General features: G+C 41.7%; 11 protein-coding genes and 2 pseudogenes. 5 read left to right on the top strand and 8 right to left on the bottom strand.

The annotated features are described in order from the left end of the window. A complete protein-coding gene (locus CAL6303_RS30230; RefSeq protein ID WP_015196872.1) occupies positions 1-165 on the top strand; it encodes a hypothetical protein in 165 nt (54 codons plus the stop codon). Further along, positions 162-1,013, top strand: a complete 852-nt coding sequence (gene fghA / locus CAL6303_RS05585) for an S-formylglutathione hydrolase (protein ID WP_015196871.1) — start codon at positions 162-164, stop codon at positions 1,011-1,013. The genes CAL6303_RS30230 and fghA overlap by 4 nt, the downstream gene beginning before the upstream one ends. A gap of 386 nt (positions 1,014-1,399) precedes the next feature. Here the strand turns inward: fghA and CAL6303_RS05580 are convergent, their stop codons facing one another. From CAL6303_RS05580 to CAL6303_RS05560, 5 genes and pseudogenes are all read right to left on the bottom strand, one after another. Then, positions 1,400-2,197 carry a hypothetical protein gene (locus CAL6303_RS05580; RefSeq protein ID WP_015196869.1) on the bottom strand — a complete coding sequence of 266 codons (798 nt, stop codon included), beginning with the start codon at positions 2,195-2,197 and terminating at the stop codon, positions 1,400-1,402. Between the two features lie 52 nt (positions 2,198-2,249). Further along, positions 2,250-3,029 (bottom strand): annotated as a pseudogene (locus CAL6303_RS05575) (amidohydrolase); the annotation flags it as partial. 183 nt (positions 3,030-3,212) lie between these two features. Next, a pseudogene (locus CAL6303_RS05570) lies at positions 3,213-3,656 on the bottom strand (M20 metallopeptidase family protein); the annotation flags it as partial. 370 nt (positions 3,657-4,026) lie between these two features. Next, positions 4,027-4,716 (bottom strand): dethiobiotin synthase, encoded by a 690-nt coding sequence (gene bioD / locus CAL6303_RS05565; RefSeq protein WP_015196868.1) that lies wholly within the window; start codon positions 4,714-4,716, stop codon positions 4,027-4,029. A 21-nt stretch (positions 4,717-4,737) separates the two neighbouring features. After that, positions 4,738-6,393, bottom strand: a complete 1,656-nt coding sequence (locus tag CAL6303_RS05560; protein WP_015196867.1) for a protein kinase domain-containing protein — start codon at positions 6,391-6,393, stop codon at positions 4,738-4,740. An 856-nt stretch (positions 6,394-7,249) separates the two neighbouring features. Here CAL6303_RS05560 and CAL6303_RS05555 point away from each other — a divergent pair. Then, positions 7,250-8,266, top strand: coding sequence for a ribose-phosphate pyrophosphokinase (locus CAL6303_RS05555; protein ID WP_015196866.1), 1,017 nt, complete (start codon positions 7,250-7,252; stop codon positions 8,264-8,266). Between the two features lie 164 nt (positions 8,267-8,430). Here the strand turns inward: CAL6303_RS05555 and CAL6303_RS05550 are convergent, their stop codons facing one another. The 3 genes from CAL6303_RS05550 to CAL6303_RS05540 all read right to left on the bottom strand — a co-directional run bounded on the left by CAL6303_RS05550 (position 8,431) and on the right by CAL6303_RS05540 (position 11,383). Further along, positions 8,431-8,880, bottom strand: coding sequence for a hypothetical protein (locus CAL6303_RS05550; RefSeq protein ID WP_015196865.1), 450 nt, complete (start codon positions 8,878-8,880; stop codon positions 8,431-8,433). Positions 8,881-9,078: 198 nt separating this feature from the next. Continuing rightward, positions 9,079-10,239: an anhydro-N-acetylmuramic acid kinase gene (locus tag CAL6303_RS05545; RefSeq protein ID WP_015196864.1), complete on the bottom strand. Its 1,161-nt coding sequence runs from the start codon at positions 10,237-10,239 to the stop codon at positions 9,079-9,081. Between the two features lie 169 nt (positions 10,240-10,408). Then, positions 10,409-11,383, bottom strand: coding sequence for an SGNH/GDSL hydrolase family protein (locus tag CAL6303_RS05540; protein ID WP_015196863.1), 975 nt, complete (start codon positions 11,381-11,383; stop codon positions 10,409-10,411). Between the two features lie 304 nt (positions 11,384-11,687). Here CAL6303_RS05540 and CAL6303_RS30685 point away from each other — a divergent pair, with 304 nt between their 5' ends. Then, positions 11,688-11,828 (top strand): hypothetical protein, encoded by a 141-nt coding sequence (locus CAL6303_RS30685; protein ID WP_015196862.1) that lies wholly within the window; start codon positions 11,688-11,690, stop codon positions 11,826-11,828. A gap of 487 nt (positions 11,829-12,315) precedes the next feature. Beyond that, positions 12,316-15,201 (top strand): glycerol-3-phosphate acyltransferase, encoded by a 2,886-nt coding sequence (locus CAL6303_RS05530; RefSeq protein ID WP_015196861.1) that lies wholly within the window; start codon positions 12,316-12,318, stop codon positions 15,199-15,201. Positions 15,202-15,406 lie beyond the last annotated feature (205 nt).

Below are 15,406 nucleotides of genomic sequence, written 5' to 3'. Positions count from 1 at the left end.
ATGAGTAGAGACGTAGCATTGCTACGTCTCTACATTATTTTTCGCTGCTATATATGGCAGTTTTCAGAGCAAGCTAATTTCCAATCCCTTGGACTAATTGATCATAACTATCAAAACCTAAGTTATGATATTTTAAAATCCCTTTCTAACATCCTCAATTTATGATGCCTATCTATTTGAAATCAGAATATAAAAACTTTGGCGGAAAACTAGGCTTTTACAAACATCATTCCACTAGTTGTAACTGCGAAATGCGCTTTGCTATTTACCAACCTCCCCAAGCCAAAACTCAAGCTGTTCCCGTTTTATATTTCCTTTCTGGCTTAAGTTCAACAGAAGAAAACTTTATGATCAAAGCTGGGGCACAAAGGTATGCTGCTGAATATGGGATAACTTTGGTTGTACCCGATACAAGTCCTAGAAATACGGGAATTGAAGGTGAAGATGACACTTGGGATTTTGGTTCTGGGGCAGGATTTTATGTGGATGCTAAACAAAATCCTTGGAGTTCCCACTATAAAATGTACAGCTATGTGGTGGAAGAATTACCGCAGATAATTGCCAGTAATTTCCCCGTAAAAGTTGATAAACAGGGAATTTTTGGACATTCCATGGGGGGACATGGTGCCTTAATTTGTGCGCTAAGAAATCCTGAAAAATTTAAATCTGTTTCTGCTTTTGCTCCAATTGTTGCCCCAATCCAATCTCCTTGGGGACAGAAAATTTTGTCAGCCTATATAGGCGATAATAAAGCTGATTGGTATGACTATGATGCAAGTGAGTTAATTAAAAAACACCAGTTTCCTGGTAAGATTTTAATTGATCAAGGTACATCTGATGAATTTATATTAGAACAGTTAAAACCAGAATTATTTATCGCAGCTTGTCATCAGGTGAATCAACCTTTGGAATTACGTTTCCAGGATGGCTATGATCATAATTACTATTTTATTTCTAGTTTTGTTAGGGAGCATATTCAACATCATTTACGGGAATTAGGTATTCAAAATTAGCTTTTATTGCTATTAAAAATAGCCCTTTGCTATCAACTTTAAAATCAGATTTACCCATAACTATTAATTGGTTCGTAGTTTGGCTTTAGCCCACAAAATCTGTGCTAAAGCCAAACTATAGGACTACTATTTGATTTCTGAAAAGACACGTAGGGTGTGTCAGCGACAGCGTAACGCACCATTCATAAGGTTTTGGTGCGTTACGACGTTCCGTCTAACGCACCCTACAGTACCTAATTTTGTTCAAAAATCAAACCGGATTCCTATATATACATTCTTCTAAACCTGATCTATCTTGAGAACTGTAGTTTTCCTTACGTCGCAATAACGTATTTGAAACACTTAAAAAACTCCAGATTTCATTATGGACGAGGTTTAGAAAAATCCTACATTCCAATTACCACACCCCAAAAATAATCTTCAAATGCATCTTCATCTTTGTTGATGTGGAATTGTTTTCCCCAGGAATATACATCTAAGCTGACACGTCCACTATCATCATCTGACCAATCGCCACCTTTAACTGAAATATTACCAAGGATAGGAACCCAATGTGTGGGTAGGGGTAAGAAGGGTTGTTTTCCTCGGAGTAATCCATCTGCGGTAATTAACGCAAATACTACTCCACCTGAATTTATAGCAGTTGTTGCTTGTTCCAAAGCAGCAAATTCACCAAATAAATAGGTATGAATGGTTTTCACTTGACGATAATCAAATAATTCCTTTATCCAACCTTCTATTTCCCAAGATTTAGTCATTCCTGCCAAATTACGGATGATTTCCGGGGAATTTGCCTCAATATTGAAGATAGTATTTTCTGATTCCCGTAATGCTGCCAATACCATCCAATCGCTTTGTGTCATTCTCAATCTTCCCTGACTCCGACGGAGGGTTTGTGATGCTTGGATGAGTTTGGTTTTTCCTTGAAAGCTGCCTTTTTCAAACAGACTGCGACAAATTTGGACGTAGCGAAGAGGTTGTTTGCGGACTAATTCAAAGATAATGGATGCAGGACCACAAAATGGTTGTGCCCCTTGGTTGATTTGGAAGGCATCATTTAACCGCAGTTGCATTTCGGCAAGAAGTTGTTTTTTCTCGACACTTGCCCAAACTCCGGGTTTGGTGGATTTCTCGAAGTCGTTGACTGCTGTGAGTACGTCGGATATTAATAGTTGGGAGTTCATTTTTGGAAATCAGTATAAATAAAATCTACCTATTTATACTGATTAAATCGCGTTAATTACAGAATTTCTCCACACAGCGAGTAAATATTTCAACACCCGTTGCCAAAGCTGTTTCATCAAAATCGAAGCGGGGGTGGTGGTGGGGATATGCTAAATCTTTGGCAGGGTTAGCAGAACCGAGGAAGAAGTAACACCCAGGGATTTCTTGGAGAAAAAATGACATATCTTCACCACCCATGGTTTGGCATTCGGGGACGATGCCGAGGGGAGTTTCTATAACTTCGGTGGCAACTGAACGGACTAATTCTGCCATCTCAGCGTTATTAATTACTGGGGGATACAATAACCAGTGATTGAGGTCATATTTAGCACCGTATCCCTGGCAGATACCACCAATAATTTGGTTGATTTTTTGTGAGAAAAAGCTCGTATATTCTGGGTTGAAGTATCGAATGGTTCCTTTTAAAGTTGCGGTATCTGCAATCACATTCCTCGCATTTCCAGCATGTAATTCCCCCACCGTAACGACGGCAGCATCGAGAGGGTTGACATTGCGGGCGACAATAGTTTGGAGGGAATTGACGATTTGGGCAGCAATAACAACCGAATCCACCGTTTGATGGGGCATGGCTCCATGTCCACCCTTACCAAAAATAGTACAATCGAAGCATTCCACGGCTGCCATTAATGCCCCTGCCCTAACCCCAACTGTCCCTAGGGGAAGATTGTTCCACAGATGTAACCCGATGATGGCATCAACATCAGGATTTTTTAGTACACCCTCAGCAATCATCGGTTTGGCACCACCGGGTGATTCTTCGGCAGGTTGAAAAATAACTTAGGACTTACGCACTGTACAAAATGACTATATTGTGTATCAACGTGAATACGTTGTTTTAGCCTTTTCCAAATTACCCTTTCTTGGTTTATATCGCTTGGTGGAGAACCAAAAAATAAGCTCTAAGCGCTGAAAACCATACCTGCTATTTTGATTTTTCTGTCAATGCGTAAGTCCTATAACTTTAACTTTCCCGGCGAAACTGTGGCGATGTTGGTGGAGGTGGTATGCTGTGCCAAGTGCGATCGCACTATGTCCATCATGCCCACAGGCGTGCATTATTCCCGGATTTTGAGAACAATAGGGGACTTGATTTTCTTCTTGGATGGGTAGTGCATCCATATCTGCCCTGATTGCCAAAGTTTTTATTGGGCTTGGGGATACTTTTTCACCATGGATAATGGCGACTATCCCGGTTTGGGCGATACCTGTTTGATGTTCAATTCCCCATTCTTGGAGTTTTTGGGCAATAAATGCGGATGTGAATTTTTCTTGGAAGCCAAGTTCTGGTTTTTGATGCAGTTGTCTACGCCACTCTACTAACTGGGGTTGGAGGTTGCGAATGGTGAGGCGAATGCTTGACAAATTAGCTGAATTTATGCTGGGGAGTGGGGATATCATTTTGCTTAAAGAGGGAACGAGGAATCAAGAACCCCACCCAAACCCTCCCCGCTAGCGAGGAGGGAAAAAGAAGCTAGTTCCCCCTCCCCGCAAGCTACGGTGTACACACAAGTATCGAATTCCCTATATTTTTTATAATTCCACGCCCGCCAACGGTTGAAACCGCTGTCTAATAGCTGAAGTCATCTACAAGATGACTGAATATTTTTAGTTTTTAGTCCATTTCAATGGACTTTTGCTGTGAGACTGGGATTTTCAATCCCAGGCGAAGTGAGGGATTTACCGACTTGTGTGTACACCGTAGCCCCGCAAGCGGGGTAGGGGGTTACGGGGTGGGGTTATTTATATGGCTCTTGAAATAAAAATGATATCAAAAGTTTTTTGGCAACAATACTTCTAAATCCAAGTTAGATGCAACTTGAGCCAGTTTTTCCACATCTTCGAGATTCTCCAAATATGGAATATGTCCCAACACGGGAACATTGGTGAATTTCTGCACTAATTCGATGGGGGTAAAATCGGCTATCCCCGATTCGCCATCAGGTTGAATAGAGTTGAGAATTATCCCTAAAAGGTTAATTTTAGTTTGTTTGGCGAGGGCAACATTTGCCACAGCATGGGAAATGGAACCTAGTTTGACGGGGACAACCAATACTGTTGGTAATTTCCATTCCCCAGCAATATCCGCCACAGTGAATTCGTTGGTGATGGGGGAACCTAAACCACCCAACGCTTCTACAAGGGTAAAATCAGAATGCGATCGCATTCTGTTCAAACTCTGCCAAACTACACCCAAATCCACCTCTCTATTTTCCCGTGCGGCGGCGATGGGTGGTGCTAAAGGTGCTTGGAAGTATTGGGGTGTTGTTTCCTCAACTGTTTGTTGAAGGTTAAATAATTTTTGGTACCATTCGCAATCTCCGACTCCCGATTGAATCGGTTTCATTAAACCCAGAGTGCGATTGCTGTGGTATTTCTGCCAATATGCCACTAGGGAACTAGTAACAATTGTCTTTCCAGCGCCGGTATCGGTTCCTGTGATGAATAATGTGTTGAACACTTTGTTAATTTTTACTATTTATTATAATTTAGTTGCATCTGGGGTAGGAGTTGGGGTTAATTCAATAAAAGGAGTTTTGGAATCCCCTGGTGTGGGAATAACTGTTGGCTCATTTAAAGGTGGGAGGGGGATTTGAGTCGGGATTGGGTTGGGTGTTTTCCCTTCTTTTGGTGTTTGAGTGGGTGTGGATGTGGGTGTAATGACGGGAAGACTTTGCAATTTAACTGTGAGATTATATTGACTTTCTAATATTCCCGCTACTGGAGTCACTTGAATAATATATTTACCTGTGACGGGTAATATTCCTTGGTAAGCAGGTATTTCCCTAGCAGTAATATCAATTGGCTCGCGGTTGGGTGCCAAAATTGTTAATACCACTTCCCCTGCTTGAATAAAAGATGCGCTTATTTGCTGTCCTTCCTGTCCAAAAAAGGTATATTGAACAGTTTCATTGGTTTTAATTTTGCTATCAACGGTGGCTATATTGGAACTATTAAAGGCGAGCTTTTTACTATAAATTATGGGTTCGCTGACAGTGGGTGATGGGGAAACTTCTAAAGTTGGGGTAGCAGTTTGACTAATTACAGGTGAAGGGAAGGTTTGGGGTGGTAAGACTGTTTCCCGTTCTCTGCTTTGGTTGCGAATAGAACTAACTAATGCCCAAGAACCTACCCCTGCTAAAACCACAACAGCCGTACTAATTGCCGCAACTGCTATGGGACTATCGAGAATAGAACGGGTATTTGGTTCGGGTATGGCTACTGGGGATTTTTTGGGAGTAGGTGGAGTTGGGGCAACTGCTGCGGGTGCAACGGCTAATGTTTGCAAGTTGGAAACTTCTGGAGAATTTACTGGTGTCAGAGATAGTAATGCTTGATTTACTTCATTTGCACTTTGATAGCGATCGCTTGGCACCGAGTTTAACATTTTGTTGAGGATGCGGGCGAATTGGGGATCAACCTGGATAAATTGCTCCCATTTCCAAGTTGCCCTGGTTTCGTCATACATTTCCTGTGGTTGTTTCTTGGTGAGGAGAACTATTGCCGTAACTGCCAACGCATACAAATCGCTGCTGGGATATGCCCTACCTGTTTGCATCTGTTCTGCTGGGGAGTAGCCCAGTTTTCCTACGGGTGTGGGGATAATTTCGCTACCTAGTTGCAGTTTCGTGGCTAATTCCTTAACTACACCAAAGTCGATTAATACCGGTAAGCGATCGCTTTCTCGCTGAATCAGGTTTTCTGGGGAAATATCTCGATGGATTATCCCCCGACTGTGGATATGCTCTAATACAGGTAATAAATTTTTCAGCAAACTCACCACTTCTTTTTCAGTGAAGCTACTTCCTTGATCAAGCAATTCTCGGTATGTTTTCCCCCCAATATATTCTTGTACCAGGAACAATCTTTGATCTTCTTGAAAGCGCTCTCGAAATTGAGGGATTTGACGATGCTGCATCTGGTACAAAATTTCTGCTTCCTGTTGGAATAATTCCTGTGCTTTTTCCCAAGAAAAAGCCCCCGTAGCATTGGGAATCAGTTCTTTAATGGCACAAGGCTCGTTAAAACGCCTTTGATCTTCAGCCAGATAGGTTCTGGCAAACCCTCCTTGACCGAGAATCTTGATAATTTGATAACGATTTTGGAGAATAGTCCCAACAAAAATAGGTGGCTGCATAATTTTATATTAATTAAATTAAATTACAGAGGGATAGTTTTCAGTAAGTCATTGTTGTAGTTTTACTTCATTTTCACATTATTTCTCAGTACACTAAAATGAGAAATACCAGTATTTACATGGATAAATCGTCAATAGGAATGATGATGCCTCGCATATTTTACACCTTGTCTTTACATTCTTTGGATATATTATTTAATTTCAATATCAAGTCTGCTAGTTTATTAATTTACAGTTAGTATCATAAAATATTGAATTGTTCCCGAATTAGGACATGATGGGTGTTCGAGTTCTGAGATTCTCCTTTTATTTATTTAAAAGGTGTAAATCACAGCCGTGGAGTGGAAAATTGGCAAACAGCTATAATTATTACTGCTAGTGCAAAAAGTAAAGTCATTAAATTTCTGGTTGAATCTAGCCTTCCCTGGGGAAAGCTCTTTTGAGCAGCTTGACTTCCATTCTGACTGCCCTAGCGTTGGATATTTCACCAAAATGTTGGGTGTTCGCACCTCAACCAATCAAAATCAGTCACTTCCAAGGACTTTATGTCTTTTAAGCCATCAGGGCTTTGTCAACAAAATAGTTGGGAAATTCGTGAATCATCATCTTACGGAGGAATATTAAATCAGTGAATAGTAAACAGTGAACAGTTATCAGATGATCCTTACTGAAACCTACCGCTTGGAGTGCCACGTTTTCGGAGGCTGTCTTCAAAGAGTCTTCACAGAAAGCTGGTTTGCGAAGGGGTAGACAACACATCACTGATAACTAGTAACTGGTAACTATTGAAATGATCTCGCTGAATATTTCGGACTATTTCGCATAAAGAAGCCAAATCTCGGATGATAAGATTGCCATGAATGCACATCGAGGGTCTGCTGTACTCAGTTCTACTACTTTAAAAGTACAACCACTGCCAACAGCGCTGAATGAAAATAATCGCCTGCGACTATTCTCTGGTTCTGCTAATACAGTATTATCCCAGGAAGTCGCTCGCTATTTGGGAATGGATCTCGGACCAATGATTCGCAAAGGATTTGCGGATGGCGAGTTGTATATCCAAATCCAGGAGTCAATTCGGGGTTGTGATGTTTATTTAATCCAACCCTGTTGTCATCCTGTGAACGATAATTTGATGGAGTTGCTGATCATGGTTGATGCCTGCCGTCGGGCTTCAGCACGACAGGTAACTGCGGTAATTCCTTATTATGGATATGCTCGCGCCGATCGAAAAACGGCTGGTCGTGAGTCAATTACCGCGAAGTTGGTGGCGAATCTGATTACCCAATCCGGGGCAAATCGGGTTTTGGCGATGGATTTACACTCAGCCCAAATTCAGGGTTATTTTGATATCCCTCTAGATCATGTGTACGGCTCGCCTGTAATTTTAGATTATTTAAAGAGCAAGAATTTGGAAGATATTGTTGTTGTTTCTCCAGATGTCGGTGGTGTAGCGCGGGCTAGGGCTTTCGCTAAAAAACTAAATGATGCTCCCTTGGCAATTATCGATAAACGTCGCCAAGCCCATAATGTGGCTGAGGTGATGAATGTGATTGGTGATGTCAGGGGAAAAACAGCGGTGTTGGTGGATGACATGATTGACACTGGTGGCACCATCGCGGCAGGGGCTAAACTGCTGCGTGAAGAAGGTGCAAGCCAGGTTTATGCTTGTGCAACACATGCCGTGTTTTCCCCACCAGCTGTTGAGCGACTTTCCAGTGGAGTGTTTGAGGAAGTGATTGTAACTAATACTATCCCCATTCCCGAACGCGATCGCTTCCCCCAACTTGTGGTGTTGTCGGTGGCTAATCTCCTAGGAGAAACTATTTGGAGGATTCATGATGATAGTTCTGTAAGTAGCATGTTCCGTTAACAACAAATACTAGTGATGCTCCTACACCATACCGCGCTTGTTGGTGTAGGCTTCTCAGGCAATTAATGTTTAATTTCCCAGCAATCAATAACAGCAACTTTCTTCCGCCTGATGAACCCGCAAAGCTGCCTTGTTACTCATCACTCATTACTTATTTTTTAATGTTAGGTTGTTAGCTGACGTTCCAAACTAGCTTCCATACTGCTAGAAAGGAAATGCCCTACAAGAATTCCCGTAGTCAGGTGATAAGAATTTTTATTGAGACGGTGGAGAGTTTCAAAACCACTGCGACGTTGACGATCGTTTAAGACCCGGTAATGCTGCACAATAGTATCAGGACCAATCCAACCTTCACCTTCAATTTGCCCAAGTTGATTGTGTTGCAGCAAAAATGAATAGTTGCGTTCCCCATCATCCATCCTACCTTTATATTGCAATGCAATCTCAGCGCGATCGCTTCCTGGGAAAATTAGCTTTGTTGCCATTGTAAACCAATTGTCCCGGCTCCAAGCAACCAAAGTCATACCCTTGACATTAATTGGCATTCCATCACGTTCTAGCCAACTACCTTGCAGAGTCCAGCGTCCAGGTTCTAAGAGAAAAGCATGTGCCACCTTTTACATTCCTTGTTTTGCTCAACCAGTACCGCCAACACCGCTGATAAATTGGACACAGGGGGCGAATATGTCCAGTATAACCGGAAGAAAAGGAGCAGGGAGCAGGGAGGAGGGGGAATATATAAATTTACTTACTGGAAACAAGGTTGATTCCAAATCAGATCTTTTTTTTTGGGATACTGAACTCCAATCCATCTAATTTGCTACATGTACTTCACCTAAAGGAATTTCATCTGTGGCACCTGTGGCAGATGGGAGATTACCAGGGGTGTTATGCTGTCGCCAATAGGCTAAAACTGCAAATGCGATCGCTTCTTTCAAATCGCTGTTTAATCCCATTTCATCGGTTGTCATCACGGGTATTGGTTCTAACAGAATTTGTAATCTTTTCTTTAAGTACAAATTACGACCACCTCCACCACCAATTAAAACTCTTTGGGGCATCTGTGGTAAAAAGCTTCGGTAATTACTGACAATTGATGCCGCAGTTAGTTCGGTTAAAGTGGCTAAAAAGTCAGCCGAACTAAGTTGATATGGTTGGGCATCACGGATACATTGTTCTAAATATTCCACCCCAAATAATTCTCTGCCTGTTGATTTTGGTGGGGGTAAATGAAAGTATTCTTGAGTTAACCATTGCTCCACTAAAGCTTGGCAGGGTGTACCAGTGGCTGCCCACTCCCCATTCTCATCGTAGGTTTTGATACCCTGACTCAATTGTGTCACTGCTAAATCCAGGATACTATTTCCTGGACCTGTATCCCAAGCGCGAATTTTTTCTAACCAATCACCAGTTTTGGTGGGTATATAAGTAACATTACCAATGCCACCAATGTTTTGGATACATCTAGATTCTTGAGGATGGCTCAATAACGCCGCATCGATTCGGGGTACCAGGGGGGCACCTTGACCACCAAGGGCAATGTCTGCGGCTCGAAAATTGTTAACGGTGGTAATACCTGTAAGGTTGGCGATGACTGCACCACGTCCTAACTGTAAGCTGTAACCAAGGGTTTTTGTCGGGTTTGGGATGCCTTGAATTACTGGCGCTCTGTGGTATACAGTTTGACCATGGGAACCAATTAATGTCGCGGGTTCATGACCTTTTTGGATATCCATTGCAGCCTCTGCGAATGATTGCGCGATCGCATCATCCAATTCAGCTAGTTCTACCATGGAAATAGTCGCACCAGCACAAACTTCTAAAATCCTTTCTCTAAGTTTGGCTGGGTAAGGATAGGTTTGACCTGCAATTAATTTAACTTCGATATCTAAATCTTTACCAGAAATATCTACTATTGCAGCATCAATACCATCAACCGATGTACCACTAATTAAACCAACTATACGAACCATGAAGTTTTTGGTTTTGAGGTAATTTTCAAAATTATACAGGGGAACAGGGGAACAGGGAAAATATAAATGTCCTAATCAAAGTGGCTACAGCTATACCAAACATAACTAGCCTGCGTAGGCAGGCTTTGTTCTTATAGCCCCAGACTTCTAGCTTGAGGGCATTAATCTATTAACTTTTCAAAAGTTCTGATGACTTTTGTTGCAGCAATTCTAATAATTCCTTTTCAATCACTTTATTAACAAACTGGTTTCCCTGTAAATTGAGATGAATATGGTCATGATACAAAGATTTCGGCTCTGAATAGGAGTTAAAGAAGGGGAGAAAATCAATATAATTAATACCTTGAGCTTGAGTAAAATCAACTAAACGTTGTCTGGCTTTTACTTCGTAGTCGTGGGAACCAGGTTTACCAAGTTCCCGCTTTAAAGGTGTCATAACTAGCAAATAAAGACAATTATTTTCTGTTGCCAAAGCTTTAATTTTGGCAATAGCCGTCAAATTTGCCTCAATTCTGTCACCACCTTGTTGTTGAAGTGCAATTAGTTCGGGAATTGGTTGAGGTTTCTGGATATAGCGTTGAAATACTTCCACTATTGCTAACGGGGGCTTAGTTTGGGGATAATTGCGATCGCGTCCCACTGGCAATGATGTTGGTTTCGTCGCAAACAAATCATCAGTATTAATCATCTGCACAATAACTTGCGAACTGAAGCTACCAAATCTTTGGAGATAAGCTAATTCGTTCATTGGTCCCCAGGAATTAGCCGAGGCATTTAATACCTCTACATGTTGTTTATTAATAGTATTTACTGAAGCCAGAGATTTCATCATCAAGCTAGAAACAGTATTTTCCTGATCCGTCCACCAACCTCCATTGGCAATGGAGTCTCCAATTACCAAAATCCGCAAAGTCTCAGCCGCAGGAACTTTCTGGGTGGCAGCACTACGCATAGAATACTGGTTAATCTCAATTAGCTTACCATTACGACGAGTCCGCTGATTCGGCGCAATTAAATACCCGATTTCCTCATCAGCAAGGTAAAGTAAGGGGTTGCCAAACCCAAAACGCCACTTTAATCCAGCTTCCACCAACACAAACAAGCCAAAGGCAATTCCCAAAATCGTTAACAATATCACTTTCATTACTTAGTACAAATGATTAACTAAACGTTAAAAATAATCTGAGTCAAAAGTCATATCTTATACCAATTATTTAGAAATGACCGCTGCTAAATTAACTGAAGTGGATGAGATTATCCATCTTGTTGTCTAAGAGGGTGTGCTTAACTTCCTGTAGATATTCACAGAATATTCCTGTGGTTATCAATTAGTGAATGTTGCAAAAATGAGACAAAATCGTAACAAACACAGTGTGTATTTTGCGAGTTCAGGGACTACAATCGAAACGAACAATCTCATACTGTGAGAAAGAGAGGTTTACGAAGCTATGTCTGATTTAAATCGAGGCATTATGAAGTTTGAGGGTGCCGATTCTCCCAAACTAGTTACAGTTTCCACCGTACTGTTATTAGGCTCAATTGCCGTACTGATTATTTGGGCACTTCAATCTGCCTATGCAGTCAGCTAGAGCTTATAGTGGAAGAATACGGAATTTAAAGTAATAAGATTTTAGAAGTTACGAAAACTTCGTGTTTTTGGTTAATGCAACTTTTATGTCCCCATAAAATTAGGGGCAAACAGCTGTTTGCCCCTACCGAATATTTTCTGTGAATTCATAACCTCCCCTCTTAGCTCTTAGTGTCAACTGCTCTGCGTTACAAAACAGACACATTACTTGTTTTTTAATGCCTGTATAGCCGAAGAGGCAGGGGAGCGGGAAACTGTTCTTGCAAGGAGAAAGATTCACTCTTCTTCGCCGTAGCACCTTGTATAAATTGAAGCTTGACAAGGTTTACAGAATCAAAAAATTATCTCCTGCAATTAATTGCTTTTATAAAAATATTGCTGCACTTTGATGTTTTTGTGGTAAAGTTCCCCAAGAATTGAAAAAATTGTTGTTAGTTTTTGGGTTTTAGATTTTAGAGTTAAATGTAAACTAAAATCCAAATTTGAGGATGCTTGAACTCTGGGGTTTCTTAGTTATATTCGTAATCTGTCCAATTTTGGGAGGATTACCGCTAATTGCTTGGATTACTTTCGCGCTGGCGAAAAAGCAGTTAGCACGGTTCGGAATTGTGAATATGAGCATTGCTGGAGCTTTTTACCATGGGGGAACTCCTGTGGGAATGCTAGCCTTGCTCTCGGAAGCATTTAAGGGTATTGTTGCAGTTCTACTGGCACGGGCTTGTTTTCCTGATGCCTCTGCTTGGGAAATAATCGCCCTAATTACCTTAACTGTTGGTAGATATTGGTTTGCCAAAAGTACCGCTACAATTAACGTCATTTGGGGATTTGCAGTTCATGATCCTTTAGCAACAGCATTTCTGTTGTTAATGGCGACTGTTAGCTTTACAATTATCCGCTCTAGGCAATTTGCCAAGATTGGGATTCTGGTGGTTTTCCCGGTAATTGTGGCGATTTTGCATATCGATGATGGGTTGAGGATTTTTGCAGCGATCGCACTCGCTGTCATCCTAGCTTGGATCGATCAACAACATCCAGATGGTGGGGAAGTATTTAGTCTGGAAACACCAGAAGATTCTCCAGTACCCGCAACCTTTTTCCGTGGGTACCAGGATCTTTTAAGCTTAGATGATGATTTGGAAGCAGTATTTGTCGGTGATAAAGCCGCAAAACTTTCGGAAATTAAACGTTGGGGTTATCCAGTTCCCAAAGGTTGGTTAATTCTCCCCTATGATGATCCTCAAAAGTTAATTGATTTCCTCCAACCATCAGAATTATCGCCCCTGGTGGTGCGTTCTTCGGCGATTGGAGAAGATAGTGAAATTGCCTCTGCGCCTGGGTTATATGACAGTACCCTGAATGTCACCACCAAGCAGGGATTGCAAAACGCGATCGCACGCACCCAAGCATCCCATAATAAACCATCAGCCGTTCAGTATAGAAGTGATACCTATGGTCGCAAGCAACGTAACTTGAAAACAAGCGGTATGGCTGTGTTAGTTCAGCAACAAGTTAATAGCGTCTATTCGGGTGTTGCCTTTAGCCGTGATCCCATCACCCAAGAAGTTGATGCTGTGGTTGTTGAAGCCGTTGTTGGCAACCCCACACAAGTTGTTTCCGGCAGGGTGACACCAGAGCAATATCGCGCCTTTGTAGTGCAAACTGATAATACATCCTTTGTGCATCTAGAAGGCAAAGGTAAAGTCCCCGCCCCAATCATCAAGCAAGTAGCCTACTTAGCTCGGCACTTAGAAGAACATTACTACGGCATACCCCAAGATATTGAATGGAGTTACGACGGTCAAACATTGTGGGTACTTCAAGCACGACCCATCACCACTTTACTGCCAATTTGGACAAGGAAAATTGCCGCCCAAGCAATTCCTGGTATACTGTGTCCCTTAAATTGGTCAATTAATCGTCCATTAGTCAGTGCTGCTTGGGGTGGAATATTCGCTGTGGCAATGGGGGAACGTTCCATTGGATTGGATTTTAATGAAGCCATCACCCTACATTTTTCCCGGACTTATTTAAATGCAACTCTATTGGGGCAAATTTTTCACCGCATCGGTTTACCATTAGAAAGCTTGGAGTTTTTGACTACCAACAGTAAGATAAATATACCTATAGTTGATACCATAGCTAGTAATTTACCCGGTTTCCTTCGCCTAATTGGTAGAGAATTATCTTTAAGACAAGACTTTCGACGTGAACGTCGTCGGCGCTTTATTATTGGTTTGTCACAATTGGCACAAGAAAGTGCTGAAGATTTAGATCCCCCTGGATTATTGGTGCGGATAGAATACACCCTAGATTTACTCAGTCGTGCCACCTATTACAGTGTTTTAGCCCCATTAAGTGCAGCATTTAGACAAAAAATATTTAAAGTCAAAGACTCCGAGATTAATAATAGATTGGCACCGGAAATTGTTGCCATGACAGCACTACAGGAATTAGCGACAGAAGCCAAGAAAATTCTACCTGTTTTTGACCCAGACAATTTATTTGAGGATCTCAATGTTTCCGAAGAAGGGCAAAGAATCCTCTCAGAACTAACACAAATTACCAGACGCTACGGCTATTTAAGTGAAAACAGCGATATTGCTACCCCCACATGGCAGGAAAAACCCGAAGCAGCTAGAGAAATGTTTGTGCAGTTGATGTTGGGAAGTGAACCATCTACTCCAAAACGAAGTCCACGCCGAGGTTGGGTACAAAATCGGGTAGATTTAAATGGGCTGGTGACAGAAACCTACCTGCAACTTCAAGCCGAATTACGTTGGTGCTTTCTGGCTTTAGAAAAACAATGGCTAGATTCTGGGATTTTGCAACAGGCTGGAGATATATTTTTCCTCGAATTTACTGAAATTGAAAAACTCATCACCACACCCGACAACATCACCATTAGCCGTTTACAGGTAATTGTCTGGCAGAGGCGATCGCTTTTAGCACGCGATCGCAATTTGAATACAGCCCCACTTTTGGTGTATGGTGATGCACCACCCATCATACCCGCCTTAATGCCAGCCCTAGAACCCGACCAAGTTATGCAGGGTACCACCGCAAGTCCAGGGCAAGCTGAAGGGCGAATTAAGGTGCTACGAAATCTCCAAGAACTCCCAGAAATTGAACCAGATACAATTTTAGTTATCCCTTATACCGATTCAGGCTGGACAGATTTACTGATTCGCGCTCAAGGAGTCATCGCCGAAACTGGCGGCAGGCTTTCACAATCATGTATCCTGGCTCGTGAATATAAAATTCCCATGATTGTAGATGTAAGTAATGCTACATGGGTACTTCAGGATGGGCAACGTGTCAAACTTGATGCTTCTAGGGGAATAGTAGAAATATCCAACGATTTACGTCCGGAGTAAGGGGAGAATTACTGAATTAAGAAATCGGAAGACAGAAGATAAAAATCCTCAGAAATTGCATAATATTCCAGTTGTCATCCGTATTTATATTCAAGATACACCTATTCTTTATTCCTATCTGTAAAAGCTTCACGAAAAAGTGAAGATCAATACTGACACTTTGAATTAAACACACTATCATTCGATATATCTAAAAGTACCTGAG

Source organism: Calothrix sp. PCC 6303, assembly GCF_000317435.1.
Taxonomy (GTDB): Bacteria; Cyanobacteriota; Cyanobacteriia; order Cyanobacteriales; family Nostocaceae; genus PCC-6303.
This window is presented reverse-complemented; position numbering and strand designations above follow the sequence as displayed.

Bases quoted from the DNA above. Each gene is read 5' to 3' on its own strand.
- CAL6303_RS30230 (WP_015196872.1), top strand. From the start codon at position 1: ATGAGTAGAGACGTAGCATTGCTACGTCTCTACATTATTTTTCGCTGC.
- fghA (WP_015196871.1), top strand. From the start codon at position 162: ATGATGCCTATCTATTTGAAATCAGAATATAAAAACTTTGGCGGAAAA.
- CAL6303_RS05580 (WP_015196869.1), bottom strand. From the start codon at position 2,197: ATGAACTCCCAACTATTAATATCCGACGTACTCACAGCAGTCAACGAC.
- CAL6303_RS05560 (WP_015196867.1), bottom strand. From the start codon at position 6,393: ATGCAGCCACCTATTTTTGTTGGGACTATTCTCCAAAATCGTTATCAA.
- CAL6303_RS05555 (WP_015196866.1), top strand. From the start codon at position 7,250: ATGAATGCACATCGAGGGTCTGCTGTACTCAGTTCTACTACTTTAAAA.
- CAL6303_RS05545 (WP_015196864.1), bottom strand. From the start codon at position 10,239: ATGGTTCGTATAGTTGGTTTAATTAGTGGTACATCGGTTGATGGTATT.
- CAL6303_RS05540 (WP_015196863.1), bottom strand. From the start codon at position 11,383: ATGAAAGTGATATTGTTAACGATTTTGGGAATTGCCTTTGGCTTGTTT.
- CAL6303_RS30685 (WP_015196862.1), top strand. From the start codon at position 11,688: ATGTCTGATTTAAATCGAGGCATTATGAAGTTTGAGGGTGCCGATTCT.
- CAL6303_RS05530 (WP_015196861.1), top strand. From the start codon at position 12,316: ATGCTTGAACTCTGGGGTTTCTTAGTTATATTCGTAATCTGTCCAATT.